At 70.8% G+C, this 12968-nt stretch carries 15 protein-coding genes; 6 read left to right on the top strand and 9 right to left on the bottom strand.

All coding sequences use genetic code 11. From position 1 onward, the window contains the following. Positions 1-3 precede the first annotated feature (3 nt). The 3 genes from STRAU_RS38965 to STRAU_RS11250 are packed head-to-tail and all read right to left on the bottom strand — an operon-like array spanning position 4 to position 2089. A complete protein-coding gene (locus tag STRAU_RS38965) occupies positions 4-723 on the bottom strand; it encodes a hypothetical protein (protein ID WP_016640417.1) in 720 nt (239 codons plus the stop codon). Beyond that, positions 720-1202 carry an SRPBCC family protein gene (locus tag STRAU_RS11255; protein ID WP_016640416.1) on the bottom strand — a complete coding sequence of 161 codons (483 nt, stop codon included), beginning with the start codon at positions 1200-1202 and terminating at the stop codon, positions 720-722. Before STRAU_RS11255 ends, STRAU_RS38965 begins: the two co-directional genes overlap by 4 nt. Then, the gene (locus tag STRAU_RS11250; RefSeq protein WP_016640415.1) at positions 1190-2089 is read right to left on the bottom strand and encodes an RNA polymerase sigma-70 factor; all 900 of its coding nucleotides are present in this window, start codon (positions 2087-2089) and stop codon (positions 1190-1192) included. The genes STRAU_RS11255 and STRAU_RS11250 overlap by 13 nt, the downstream gene beginning before the upstream one ends. Positions 2090-2263: 174 nt before the next feature. Here STRAU_RS11250 and STRAU_RS11245 point away from each other — a divergent pair, with 174 nt between their 5' ends. The 3 genes from STRAU_RS11245 (at position 2264) to STRAU_RS11235 (ending at position 4872) form a co-directional block, all read left to right on the top strand. After that, on the top strand, positions 2264-2812 hold the full coding sequence (locus STRAU_RS11245; protein ID WP_016640414.1) for a YciI family protein: 549 nt from the start codon (positions 2264-2266) through the stop codon (positions 2810-2812). A gap of 68 nt (positions 2813-2880) precedes the next feature. Further along, a complete protein-coding gene (locus STRAU_RS11240) occupies positions 2881-3612 on the top strand; it encodes an MgtC/SapB family protein (RefSeq protein ID WP_016640413.1) in 732 nt (243 codons plus the stop codon). Positions 3613-3720: 108 nt separating this feature from the next. Beyond that, positions 3721-4872: a hypothetical protein gene (locus STRAU_RS11235; RefSeq protein WP_037658697.1), complete on the top strand. Its 1152-nt coding sequence runs from the start codon at positions 3721-3723 to the stop codon at positions 4870-4872. A gap of 28 nt (positions 4873-4900) precedes the next feature. Here STRAU_RS11235 and ppk2 read toward each other — a convergent pair whose 3' ends face one another. The 4 genes from ppk2 to STRAU_RS11215 all read right to left on the bottom strand — a co-directional run bounded on the left by ppk2 (position 4901) and on the right by STRAU_RS11215 (position 7144). Continuing rightward, on the bottom strand, positions 4901-5893 hold the full coding sequence (gene ppk2 / locus STRAU_RS11230; RefSeq protein WP_052029042.1) for a polyphosphate kinase 2: 993 nt from the start codon (positions 5891-5893) through the stop codon (positions 4901-4903). Positions 5894-5895: 2 nt separating this feature from the next. Beyond that, positions 5896-6111: a hypothetical protein gene (locus STRAU_RS11225; protein WP_037658660.1), complete on the bottom strand. Its 216-nt coding sequence runs from the start codon at positions 6109-6111 to the stop codon at positions 5896-5898. A gap of 76 nt (positions 6112-6187) precedes the next feature. Beyond that, on the bottom strand, positions 6188-6541 hold the full coding sequence (locus tag STRAU_RS11220; protein ID WP_037658658.1) for a rodlin: 354 nt from the start codon (positions 6539-6541) through the stop codon (positions 6188-6190). A gap of 150 nt (positions 6542-6691) precedes the next feature. Beyond that, positions 6692-7144 (bottom strand): Lrp/AsnC family transcriptional regulator, encoded by a 453-nt coding sequence (locus tag STRAU_RS11215; RefSeq protein ID WP_016640408.1) that lies wholly within the window; start codon positions 7142-7144, stop codon positions 6692-6694. A gap of 100 nt (positions 7145-7244) precedes the next feature. Between STRAU_RS11215 and STRAU_RS11210 the strand changes: the two genes are divergently transcribed. From STRAU_RS11210 to STRAU_RS11200, 3 genes are all read left to right on the top strand, one after another. Further along, positions 7245-8204 (top strand): SMP-30/gluconolactonase/LRE family protein, encoded by a 960-nt coding sequence (locus STRAU_RS11210; protein ID WP_016640407.1) that lies wholly within the window; start codon positions 7245-7247, stop codon positions 8202-8204. Continuing rightward, positions 8201-10246, top strand: coding sequence for an NAD(+) synthase (locus STRAU_RS11205; protein ID WP_016640406.1), 2046 nt, complete (start codon positions 8201-8203; stop codon positions 10244-10246). The genes STRAU_RS11210 and STRAU_RS11205 overlap by 4 nt, the downstream gene beginning before the upstream one ends. A 105-nt stretch (positions 10247-10351) precedes the next feature. Continuing rightward, complete coding sequence (locus STRAU_RS11200; protein ID WP_016640405.1) at positions 10352-10546, top strand: hypothetical protein; 195 nt, start codon at positions 10352-10354, stop codon at positions 10544-10546. Positions 10547-10601: 55 nt separating this feature from the next. On the opposite strand, the gene STRAU_RS11195 is transcribed toward STRAU_RS11200, so the two are convergent. Together STRAU_RS11195 and STRAU_RS11190 are read right to left on the bottom strand one after the other, a co-directional pair. Further along, on the bottom strand, positions 10602-11858 hold the full coding sequence (locus STRAU_RS11195; RefSeq protein WP_016640404.1) for an epoxide hydrolase family protein: 1257 nt from the start codon (positions 11856-11858) through the stop codon (positions 10602-10604). A 73-nt stretch (positions 11859-11931) separates the two neighbouring features. Then, a complete protein-coding gene (locus STRAU_RS11190) occupies positions 11932-12891 on the bottom strand; it encodes a helix-turn-helix domain-containing protein (RefSeq protein WP_016640403.1) in 960 nt (319 codons plus the stop codon). Between the last annotated feature and the right edge of the window lie 77 nt (positions 12892-12968).

Raw genomic sequence — 12968 nt, 5'->3', positions numbered from 1 at the left:
GGGTCAGGGGCGCCGAAGGCCGAGTCCGGGCAGGAAGCGCCGGAATCCGAGCACCCGCACCCCGGGAATTTCCCTGATGACCGCCATCGGTCCGCCGTCCTCGACGTCGATGTGGCCCTCGAACATCCGCTGGTGTGCTTCCTCCGAGGTCCACTCGCTGTAGTTGACGACCCTGAGACCGTCCTGGCGGATGTGGAAGTGGGAGGCCAGGCCCCCGCCCTCGTCGCCGGGCGGCTGTTCGCCCCCGTAGTGGTCGACGATGGTGTCGACGAGCCTCCGCGCGGTCGACTCCCCGTCGGTGTCGAACGCGACGCGCACCACAACCCCCGGCGTCACACCGGGCGTTCCTGCCGCGGCCTTCATGCTGCGGTAGAGCCGGTAGACGCCGGGGCCTTCCGTGTCCGCCCCGATGGCGGCCTGGATGCCGCGTACCAGCTCCTGGCCGTCCTCGTCCCGGGCGAAGGCGCGGTATGCCTCGGCGCTCGTCCACTGGGCGTAGTCGAGGACCGTCCTGCCGTCCGTCCCGGCGAAGAAGGCACGCGAGAGGAAGCCTTCCGGCAGCGGGTGCCGCCGCCACGCCTCGAAGGCACCCTGGATGACGGCTCGTTGACGCGCGGGATCGCCCACGTCCCCTTCGCTCATGAGCACATGACCGGCGTCGTCCCGCAGGATGTCGGGCAGCGGATCGGTGACCAGACGTTGAGGGGAGGGATGTGACGTCATGCGTCGGCTCCTTGCGAGTTCGTCATGCGCGGCCGGGGCTGGGCCAGCGCCTTGTCGGCGGCATCCAGGATGCTGCGGAAGCTGCCGGTGATCATCCGCGGTGCGAGGTGCCGGGTGAGGAAGGGCCCGATCAGCGGGGCGCTCATTTCCGCGCGGGTGGTCCAGTTCACCAGGGTCCCGCCCTCGACCTCGGTGAACGTCATCCGGCCGAGCTCGTGCCGGGACGGCGGGAAGCTGCGCTCGACGGCGTACTCGGTGACGTACGGCGGCTCGTAGCGGGTGATGCGCTCGCGGAGCCAGCCGATGGCCCAGAGATGACTGCGTACCGCGCCGACGCCGTAGGGCGCGCCCTCGCCGCGCCGGGCCAGGCGGCAGCGCAGCACCAGTGGCGAGCGCGTGTAGTTGGTGGTCGTGGTGAGCCAGGCGAACACGTCGTCGATCGGGGCGGCGATGACGCGCTCGACGGTCATGGTTTCCATGGTTGGTGTTCTCCTCTGTCGAGTGTCCGCACCGCGTCGGCACGGTGCAGTTTGTCCGGGTTGCGTACGCCGTAGATGCCGGTGATCGATCCGTCGTGGATCTCGAACGCCACCAGCCAGTCGAGGGCGCCGTCGGTGAGGAAGCGTGCCGCCGGCATGCCGTTGTACGTGGCGGGCTCGACCCGCGTCCGCGTGGTGCTGGTGGTGCGGAGCACGCCGAGGACGAAGCGGGCGACGTCGTCGGCGCCGACGACCGGCTTACGGGCGGCGACGACCTTGCCGCCGCCGTCGGAGATCGCCACGACATCGGGCGCCAAGAGGTCCATCAGCCCCTGCACCTCACCGGTCGCGGCCGCCCGCAGGAACCGCTGGACCACCTCCTGCTTGGCGTCGGAGGCGGGCTCGAAGCGGCGCCGCCGCGCCTGCACGTGCCGCCGCGCGCGGTGGGCGATCTGCCGGACGGTGACCTCGGCCTTGCCGATCGAGTCGGCGATCTCTCCGTGCGTGTAGCCGAACACGTCATGCAGCACGAACACGGCGCGCTCGCTCGGGTTCAGCGTCTCCAGGACGAGCATCATCGCCATCGACACCGACTCGGCCAGGACCACGTCCTCGCCGGCATCCGGCGCGGTACGGATCGGCTCGGGCAGCCACGTACCGACGTACTCCTCGCGCCGCGCCCGCACCGCGCGCAGGTGGTTGAGGGCCTGCCGGGTCACCACGCGCACCAGATAGGCACGCGGATGCTCGACGGTGTCCGGATCGACCGCGCTCCACCGCAGATAGCTCTCCTGCAGCACGTCCTCGGCGTCGGCGGCGCTGCCCAGCATCTCGTAGGCGATGGTGAACAACAGCGGACGGTGTTCGGTGAAGGCGTCCTCAGCCACGGTCCGCGTCCACCCCCATCACGTTCACGCGGTGACTTCTCTGCCTCACATCCGGCTCCTCTCTTCGGCTGCCCATCGAGACACCCCGCACCGGTGAACCGTGACAGTCCACCGGCGTGATTCACTTCACAACTCCGTTGAGGTGCCGCCGCGCGTGCGGGAGAGTCCCTCGGCATGGAGTTCCTCTGCTACCACCGCGACCGGCCCGATTCCGTCACCCTGCGCGGCGAACTGCTGCCAGACCACTGGTCCTACATGGACGGGTACGCGACGGAGCTGATCGCCCGCGGCCCGACCTTCGCCGCCGACGGCGAAACGCCCTCCGGCAGCCTGCACATCGTCGACCTGCCGGACCCCGCCGCCGCCCGGGCCTTCGCCTTCGACGAGCCCAACCACCAGGCCGGCGTGTACCGCGACGTGCTGCTGCGCCGGTGGCACAACACGCTGGGACGCACCATGTGGGACTTCCCCGGCGGCCCGACCGGCGGCAACCGCTACCTGGTCCTCGGCTTCGGCTCGGGCGAGCCCGCCGACATCGTCATGCCGCCCGACAAGGACGAGCTGATCGCGTACGGGCCGCTGCTGTCCGACGACGGCGCCACCTGGCTGGGCACGGCGGTGCTGCTCCGCGCCCCGGACCCGGCCGCGGCACGTTCCGTCCTCGTCCCCGAGCGGTACGCGGACATCGAGGTCCACGACTGGGAGTTCGGCGGGCGGCGGTGATGCAACGCGGGCGATGAGGGAACAAGATCCGAAGCGAGCTGTGCGGCGAAGTCGGGCAGGAGGTGCGCGTGACCGGTGTGGCGGTTCCCCTGTGGCACGTGGGCAACGGGCAGGGGCCCAGGCAACTGTCCGAACTCGGGCTGGCCCTGCTGCTGTCGAGCCTGATCGGGTGGGAACGCGCGGCGCGGCAGAAGAGCGCCGGGCTGCGCACGCACACCCTCGTGGGCATCGCCAGCGCGCTGATGATGGAGATCTCCCAGCACGGTTTCACCCAGGTCCTCGGCCTGGACAACGTGTCGTTCGACCCCTCGCGTGTGGCCGCGCAGATCGTCTCCGGGATCGGATTCATCGGCGGCGGCCTCATCTTCGTACGCAGGGACGCCGTCCGCGGCCTGACCACCGCGGCGACGATCTGGCTCACCTGCGCGGTGGGCATGGCGTGCGGCGGGGGCCTGCCTGTCCTCGCCGTGGCCGTCACGGCCCTGCACTTCATCGTCGTACGCGGCTATCCGCGGCTGGCCAGGCGCCTGCTCCCGGGAGCGACGGGCGCCGCCTTCGAGCTGCGCATGACGTACCGCACGGGCAGCGCGCTCCTGCCCCGGCTGATGCAGACGTGCACCCGACGCGGGTTTCGGATCCTGCAGGTCAAGGTCGACCGGCTGCCCGGCAGAGCCGACTCCGCCGCCCGCGTCCTGCTCGAACTCGAGGGGACCGGGAACAGCGGTGAGCTGACCGCCGAACTGTTCGAGAACGCGGGCGTGATCGACGTGGAGATGACCGCCGCGCCGGAGGACGAGTAGCGGCATCGACTTTGGTTACCGCGACGAGAACCGATGGCCGATGATCAGGGCCCCGCCCGGCCCCGACGCTGGGAACGTCCGTCGGTGACGTGGGAGTGGGAGTACCTGATGCGCGACGCAGCGATGACGCGAGCGAGTTTCCTGGCCGGGGCGGCGGCGGTCGGCGCCGGCGCGATGCTGGGCACGGCGCTCGCCGGGGAAGCGGCCGCCGGCACGCGCCCGGCGGGCGGCCGGACGGAGCCCCGGCGCGGTCTCGCCCGCCGCGGTGTGATGTACGAGTGCGCGGACGGCGAGACGCCGCACACGGGCTGGAACCGCAGCCGGATGCGCTCCGACATGCGCACCATCAAGGGCGAGCTGCACGCCAACTCGGTGGTGGCCTACGGCACCGGCGTCGGGCGACTGACCGCCACCGCGACCGAGGCGGCCGAGAACGGGCTGCACGTATGGCTCCAGCCGCGCCTGGCCGACCTCCCCGAACGGCAGATCCTGGACCACCTGGCCGAGACCGGCAGGCAGGCCGAGCGGCTGCGCCGGCAGGGCGCGGGGGTGTACCTGAGCGTGGGGTGCGAGTTCCTCCTCTTCGTGCCCGGCATCGTCCCCGGCGACAACGCGGTCGAGCGGATCGAGAACATGAAGAACGGAAACTGGCACCCGGAAGAGGCACAGCGGAAGCTCGACCGGTTCATCGGCCTGGCCGCCAGGACCGCCCGCCGGGTGTTCCACGGGCCGTTGACGTACGGCTCCGCACACGGAGACCGGGTCGACTGGGACCTGTTCGACCTCGTCAGCGTCAACTACTACTCCTACTTCCCGGACCCGCGCGGCTACGTCAAGGAGCTCGGCCCCTACCGCCGGTGGGGCAAGCCCGTCGCCATCACGGAGTGCGGAACCTGCACCTTCGACGGCGCGCCCCAAGCCGGCGGCATGGGCTGGGACGTGGTCGACTACGACAAGCCCGAGCCGGAGATCCGCCCCGGTGTGCGGCGCAGCGAACACACCCAGGCCCAGTACCTGACGCAGGTCCTCAAGGTGTACGAGCGGATGAACCTGCACGCCGCGATGGTGTACCAGTTCGTCTCCCCGGACGCTCCCCACCGCCGCGAACGCCGCCACGACCTCGACATCGCCAGCTACAGCCTCACCAAGGCCATCTGGAAGACGGAGAACGATCCGACGCCGCGCTGGCACTGGGAGCCGAAGGAGTCGTTCCACGCCGTGGCACGCCACTTCGCGGCGGCATCGCCGGCCACCGCCTGAAAGGCGGATGGCGGGCGTGGTCAGTCGGCTATGTGCCCTCGGCCGGGTGGCTTCCCGGGCCGGCCGCGTTGTCGGCCAGGGGGGTGGGGGAGAGGTCGGTGAGTTCCTCGCCCGGTTCGAGCAGGGTGTCCGCCGCGCCGACGATGAGCGGGTCGGGGCTGCCGGCGGCGTCCTTGTCCTTGGCGGGGTAGTCGCACCGGTACAGCAGGTGGCGCATGGCCTCCAGCCGCCCGCGCCGCTTGTCGTTGGTCTTCACCACGGTCCAGGGGGCGTGCGCGGTGTCGGTGGCGCGGAACATGTCGATCTTCGCGGCGGTGTACGCGTCCCACAGGTCCAGGGAGGCGATGTCCGTCGGTGAGAGCTTCCACTGCCGCACCGGGTCGACGCGGCGGATGGCGAAACGGGTGCGCTGCTCGGCGCGGGACACGGAGAACCAGAACTTCACCAGCAGTACGCCGTCATCCACGAGCATCCGTTCGAACAGCGGGGCTTGCTCCAGGAAGTGCCGGTACTCCTCCGGGGAGCAGAAGCCCATGACGCGCTCGACACCGGCGCGGTTGTACCAGGAGCGGTCGAAGAACACGGTCTCCCCGGCCGACGGGAGCTCGGTGACGTAGCGCTGGAAGTACCACTGGCCGCGCTCACGCTCGGTCGGTTTGTCGAGCGCGACCACGCGCGCCCCGCGAGGGTTGAGGCGCTCGGTGAAGCGCTTGATCGTGCCGCCCTTGCCGGCCGCGTCCCGGCCCTCGCACACCACGACGATCCGCTGCCCCGTGTCCTTGACCCACTTCTGCAGCTTGAGCAGCTCGATCTGCAGGACCCGCTTGGCGCGCTCGTACTCCTGGCGGCGCAGCTTCCGGTCGTACGGGTAGTTCTCCCGCCAGGTGTCGATGGGCAGGCCGCGGCTGTCCAGCAGCACGGGCTGCTCGGGTCTGGACCAGTCGACGGACAACTCGTCCAGCAGCCCCGGGTCGCCGGCGTCCCCCGGCTCCCCTTGCGACACGTCAGCTCCCGTCCCCATGGTCAGTCGGTGTTCTCGTGGGTACCGGGCCGGAGGATCTCGTCCAGGGCCTGGCGTACGGCCTCGAATGCGCTGGACCGGATGGTCAGGCCCAGTACGTCGGTCTCGTCGATCGCCGCCCGTGTCGCCGCGTCGAGTTGCTGTTCCTCACGGACTGCCCAGTCGCGCGCAGCCCGGATACGTCGCAGAAGTTCTTCAGCGTCCACCGCATCTGCCATGCGCGGACCCTACCCCCCCGACAGTGTCGGGCAGCGCCCTGCGGACCGCGCGACGCCGGCCCGCAGGGCGCTCGGTTCACCCGTTGGCCCGGCCGTTGCCGGACAGCACCGGGATGTCGCTGAGGATGTGCGACAGCGGCTCGTCGCCCTTGGGGATGTCCTGCACGGCGATGTTGAGGAGCCCGACGAGGGAGCCGATGTTCGCCTTGACGGGCACGCCGAGGCAGAGCTTGTTCAAAGAGCCCTGGACCGCGGAGAGCTGCACGCTCTGCTTGCCGTCGGTGCTGCTGTTGCCGAACGACTGCTTGGCGCCGTTGCCGCTGGCGCTGGTGGTGCCGCTGTCGTCGCCGATGGCGGCCGCGCTCCCTGCGGTGCCCACGAGGGAGAGGGCGGCGAGGCTGAGAGTAAGGGGGATGGTACGGATTCGCATGTCACTCCAGTGCGGAACTTTGGTCGAGGACATGAACTAGTACATCCACCAATGCCCCATGTCCGCGCATATTCGCCCATTCGCAGGGTGTCGGGCGCAGCGCGCTGACGGGGTGAGGCTCTCGGCCCGGGCGATCTGCCCGGCCCGAAGTCAGTCCTGATCGGCGATCAGGGGCGAGACCGGCCGCTCGAAGAAGGTCTCCAGGACCACCGTCGCCTGCGTCCCGCTCACTCCGTCGATCGCGTACAACCGCCGCAGCACGTCCTGCAGTTGCTCGGTGGTCGCGGTCCTGACCTTCACCAGGACCGACGCGCTGCCGGCGATGATGTGCGCCTCCAGGATCTCGGGGAGCGCGGCGAAGCTCTCCGCCGCGTCGCCCATCCATGAGGTCGAGTCGACCGTCACGTAGGCCAGGACGCCGCCGCCGACCGCCGCCGGGTCCACCTCGGCCGCGGTGCGGCGGATCACGCCGCGCTCGCGCAGTTTCCGTACGCGTTCATGAGTGGCGCCGGCCGAGAGGCCCACGGCCTCGCCCAGTGCCGCGTAGGACTGGGTGGCGTCCTGCTGGAGCCGCTCCAGCAGGTTACGGTCGATGTGATCCATTGCATTCCATTCGGGCGAGTCTTGCTATCACCATATCTCATCCTGGTGTTTATGCTCTGTGCCGTAGGAGCTTCTGCCAGCCGTGGAAAGGGGAGGCGCCATGAACAGCGAGCGCCCCGCGCTGTACGAGATGTTCGACGACCGTTTCCGTTCCGGGCGGTGCATGAACGGCGATGACGGCCTCGAAGTGCTGTACACGGGCTGCAGATGGGCCGAGGGGCCCGTCTACGTACCCGCGTGGCGGCAGGTGGTCTGGAGCGACATCCCCAACGACCGCATGCTGCGGTGGGACGAGGAGACCGGCGCGGTCGGCGTCTTCCGGCGCTCCGCCGGGCACACCAACGGCAACACCCTCGACCGCGAAGGCCGCCTGATCACCTGTGAGCAGGGCAACCGCCGGGTGACCCGGACCGAGCACGACGGCACGGTCACGGTGCTCGCCGACCGCTGGCAGGGCAAGCGCCTGAACAGCCCGAACGACGCGGCGGTGAAGTCCGACGGATCGATCTGGTTCTCCGACCCGGACTTCGGCATCACCAGCGACTACGAGGGCCACCGCGCGCAGAGCGAGATCGGCTCCAACAACGTCTACCGCGTCGACCCCGGCACCGGCGAAGTGCGGCTCGTCGCCGACTGCTTCGGCGCCCCGAACGGCCTGGTCTTCTCGGCGGACGAACGGCGGCTGTTCGTCTCCGACACCCGGGCGGGCTTCATCCGCGTCTTCGACGTCCGGGAGGACGGCACGCTGTCGGACGGGGACGTCTTCGCCGAAGCCGGGGCCCGTGAGGCCGCCCGCTTCGACAACCTCCGCTTCGACGACGGCGGGCGGCTCTGGGCCGCCGCCATGGACGACGGCGTGCACTGCTACGACCCCGACGGCACGCTGATCGGGCGGCTGAACGTCCCCGAGGCGGTCGCCAACATCTCCTGGGGCGGCGCCAAGCGCAACCGCCTCTTCATCACGGCGGAGACCAGCCTCTACTCGGTGGTCATGGGCGTCACCGGCACCCACCCGAGCGGACCGGGACACCGGCCCTGGCTGGACGCGGAGTCCCGGTGAACTTCTGGTCGATCTATCAACAGGGCTTCGCGCGCGTCGCCGCGTGCACCGGCCATGCCGCCGTCGCCGACCCGGGCGCCAACGCCGAAGCGGTGCTGCGACAAGGACGCCGGTGCGCGGGCGAGGGGGCGGCCGTCGCCGTCTTCCCCGAACTCTGCCTGTCCGGCTACTCGATCGAGGACCTGCTGCTTCAGGACGTGGTGCTCGACCAGGTCGAGGAGGCGCTCACGGCCGTCGTGACCGGGTCGGCCGATCTGCTGCCGGTGTTGGTCGTCGGCGCCCCGCTGCGCCATCGCCACCGGATCTACAACTGCGCGGTGATCGTGCACCGCGGCCGGATCCTCGGCGTCGCGCCCAAGTCGTACGTGCCCAACTACCGGGAGTTCTACGAGCGGCGGCAGATCGCCGCGGGCGACGACGAGCGCGGCGGGACGATCCGGGTCGGCGGCGTGGAAGTGCCCTTCGGGACGGACCTGCTCTTCGCGGCGGAGGACGTTCCGGGTCTCGTGCTGCACGCGGAGATCTGCGAGGACATGTGGGTTCCGGTGCCGCCGAGCGCGGAGGCGGCACTCGCGGGCGCGACCGTTCTGGTGAACCTGTCGGGCAGCCCGATCACCGTCGGCCGGGCCGAGGACCGGCGGCTGCTGTGCCGCTCGGCGTCGGCGCGCTGCCTCGCCGCGTACGTGTACGCGGCCGCCGGCCAGGGCGAGTCGACCACCGACCTCTCCTGGGACGGCCAGACCATGATCTACGAGAACGGTGTGCTCCTCGCCGAGTCCGAGCGGTTCCCGCAGGACGAGCAGTACGCGCTCGCCGACGTGGACCTCGACCTGCTGCGCCAGGAGCGGCAGCGGATGGGCACGTTCGACGACAACCGCCGCGCCCACGCCGCCCGTACGGGAGGCTTCCGCCAGGTGCCCTTCCGGCTCGGCCCGCCGACGGCCGACCTCGGGCTGCTGCGTCGCGTCGAGCGCTTCCCGTTCGTGCCCGCCGACCCCGACCGGCTCGCCCAGGACTGCTACGAGGCGTACCACATCCAAGTCGCCGGACTGCGGCAGCGGTTGGCGGCGATCGGGGAGCCGAAGGTGGTCATCGGCGTGTCCGGCGGCCTCGACTCCACCCACGCGCTGATCGTCGCCGCCCGCGCGATGGACCGCGCGGGCCGGCCGCGCAGCGACATCCTGGCCTTCACCCTGCCCGGCTTCGCCACCAGCGACCACACCAAGGGCAACGCCCACCGGTTGATGCGGGCGCTCGGCGTCACCGCGGCGGAACTGGACATCACGCCGACGGCGCGGCTCATGCTGCGGGAGCTGGGCCACCCGTTCGCGGCGGGCGAACCGACGTACGACGTCACCTTCGAGAACGTGCAGGCCGGGCTCCGCACCGACTACCTGTTCCGCCTCGCCAACCAGCGCGGTGGCATCGTGCTCGGCACCGGCGACCTCTCGGAACTGGCGCTCGGCTGGTGCACCTACGGCGTGGGCGACCAGATGAGCCACTACAACGTCAACTCCGGGGTGCCCAAGACCCTGATCCAGCACCTGATCCGCTGGGTCATCACCAGCGGCCAGTTCGACGAGGAGACCGGCACGACGCTCGCCGCGATCCTCGACACGGAGATCAGCCCGGAGCTGGTGCCTGGGGAGCAGCCGCAGTCCACCGAATCCACGATCGGCCCGTACGCGCTGCACGACTTCACCCTCCACCACGTGCTGCGGTACGGCTTCCGGCCGTCGAAGATCGCCTTCCTGGCCTGGCACGCCTGGCACGACCAGGAGGCGGGCACCTGGCCGCCCAACTTCCCCGAGCCCAAGCGGACGGCGTACGACCTGCCGGAGATCCGGCACTGGCTGGAGGTCTTCTGCCGCCGCTTCTTCGCCTTCGCGCAGTTCAAGCGCTCGGCCATGCCGAACGGGCCGAAGGTGTCGGCGGGTGGTTCCCTCTCGCCGCGCGGCGACTGGCGCGCACCGTCCGACGGCACGGCCCATGCCTGGCTGCGGGATCTGGCCCGCTGCGACGGCGCGGAGGCCGGGCGGTGACCGGGCCACTCCTCACGCGGTGACGTTCTGTGATTGTTCGACGTGCGATCCACGGAGCTGTGCTCAAGCCTGTGAACAGATCCCCGATCTGGAAAGGAGCCCGTCGTGGGCATCAAGGATCAGTTTCAGGACAAGGCCGAGCAGCTGAAGGCGCAGGCCGAGAAGGCGCGGGACGGTGTTCAGAACGAGGCGTCGGAGCGTCGTGAGCAGGGGCAGGAACGGGCTCAGGAGCGGCGGCAGCAGGGTCAGGAGCAGGCCCAGGACGCCGCGGACGACGCCCAGGACCGGTTCGAGAGCTGAGGCCGGAGCGATTGCCTCCACCGGCTCGGCGAGCCGCTCGACTGTGGCGGCCCCCTCACTGGGGGAGTGAGGGGGCCGCCGGCGTCTGATCACCCTCGAACGTGTTCACCACGGCCGTGCGCGCCCGCCGGTTGGCCCGGAAGAACCGTCGTACGTCGTCGACGAGCACCTGAGGCTGCTCCATCGCCGGGAAGTGGCCGCCCCGGTCGTACGTCGTCCACTGGACGATGTTGTTGGTGCGGTCCGCGATGTGGCGCAGGGGAATGAAGTTGTCGTGCGGGAAGACGGCCAGCGCGGTCGGCGTCGAGGAGGGCAGGGGCGGGTTGCCCTGGAAGTCGGAGTGCGCCCGCTCGTAGTAGAGGCGAGCGGCTGATCCGGCGGTGCCGGTGAGCCAGTACACCATGACGTTGGTGAGCAGCTGATCACGGTCGACGGCGTCCTCCGGGCGCTCCCGGGAGTCGGTCCACTCCTTGAACTTCTCCACGATCCAGGCGAGTTGGCCGACGGGGGAGTCCGTCAGGCCGTACGACAAGGTCTGGGGGCGGGTCGACTGGATGTCCGCATAACCCTGACGGTCCCGGGCCCATGCCTGGAAGCGTTCCCAGGAGGCCAGCGCCCGCTCGCGCTCGTCGGGGTCGAGCGCCTGCAGCTCCTCCTCGCCGGGCTCCTGGGCGGGGGTCGAGTTCGGCAGCAGGTTCAGGTGTACGCCGATGACCTTCTCCGGCCGGGTCCGGCCGAGTTCGCGGCTGATGGCCGCTCCCCAGTCGCCGCCCTGGACCCCGTAGCGGACGTAACCGAGACGTTCCATGAGCTCGGCGAACGCGGCGGCCACCCGCCGGATCTCCCAGCCCGTGTCCTGGGTGGGGCCGGAGAAGCCGAACCCGGGGATGCTCGGCAGGACCAGGTGGAAGGCGTCGGCCGGGTCGCCGCCGTGCCCGCGCGGGTCGGTGAGCGGCCCGGCGACCTCGAGGAACTCGACGATCGACCCCGGCCAGCCGTGGGTCATCAGGAGCGGCGTCGCGTCCGGCTCGGGCGAGCGGATGTGGGCGAAGTGGAGCCGGGCGCCGTAGACCGTGGTGGTGAACTGCGGCCACCGGTTCAGCCGGGCCTCCGCCGCTCGCCAGTCGTACGTGTGCCGCCAGTAGTGCGCGAGTTCCTTCAGATAGCCGCGGGGGATGCCGTACTCCCACCCCACTCCGGGCAGTTCGTCGGGCCAGCGGGCGCGGTCGAGACGGTCATGGAGATCGTCCAGGGCGTCCTGCGGGATGTCGATGCGGAAAGGGCGGATGTTTTCGCAGGTGGGCGTAGTCATGTCCGCGCATGGTACGGCGGCCGCCGTGATCCGCCCCAGCGCGACCGCTCGACGCCAGCGTCAGGCGCCCGCGTCAGAGGCCCGCGTCGTGGCCGGGCCGTGAGCGGAAGGTGCGGCGGTAGCTGTCCGGGGGCACGCCGACGGTGCGGTTGAAGTGGCGGCGCAAAGTCGTGGCCGTGCCCATGCCGGTGGCTTGCGCGATGGTGTCGACGCTGTCGTCGGTGTTCTCCAGCAACTCCTGGGCGCGCTGGATCCGTTGGGTGAGCAGCCATTGCAGCGGGGTCGTCCCGGTGACCGCCTTGAAGTGGCGGCCCAGGTGGCGCGAGCTCATCCGCGCCGCACGCGCCAGGTCCTCCACGGTCAGCGGCTGGTGGAGGCGTGCGACCGCCCAGGGGAGCAGGGCCGTGAGCGGGTGGTCGTACTGGGCGGGAACAGGCGCGGTGACGAACTGGGCCTGGCCGCCCGAACGGTGCGGCGGGACGACCAGGCGGCGGGCGACGGCGTTGGCGACCGACGAGCCGTGGTCGCGGCGGACGAGGTGCAGGCACAGGTCCAGCGCGGCGGCCTTGCCGGCCGAGGTGAGCACGCTGCCGTTGTCCACGTAGAGCACGTCCGGGTCGACCTCGGCACGGGGAAAGCGGGCGGCCAGGGCCGCGGTGTGCGCCCAGTGCGTGGTCGCGCGCCTGCCGTCCAGCAGGCCGGCGGCGGCCAGCACGAACGCGCCCGTGCACAGGGACGCCACGCGCGCGCCCGCCTCATGGGCCGCGCGCACCGCGCCGACCAGGTCCGCGGGCGGGTCCACGTCGACGTCCGCCCAGCCGGGGACGATCACGGTGTCGGCCCGCCGGAGCCGGTCGAGCCCGTCGTCGGGCTCCAGCCGGAACCGGCCGACCCGCACCGCCCCCGACCCGCAGACGGCGACGTCGTACCAGGGGACGGCCACCCCGGCCGGCGCCGAGCCGAACACCTCGTACGCCACGGACAGTTCGAAGTGCAGCATGCCGTCCGTGACGGCCAGCGCGACAGAGCCCATGTCTGGAATTGTACGGGTCATGTCGTTCCGGACACTCGTGGGCGACCGCCCGCCCCCACCAGGATGTACGCAGCGGA

This window comes from Streptomyces aurantiacus JA 4570 (assembly GCF_000414115.1).
Taxonomy (GTDB): Bacteria; Actinomycetota; Actinomycetes; order Streptomycetales; family Streptomycetaceae; genus Streptomyces; species Streptomyces aurantiacus_A.
Note: the sequence above shows the minus strand (reverse complement) of the source record. Positions and strands in the feature narration are given on the sequence as shown.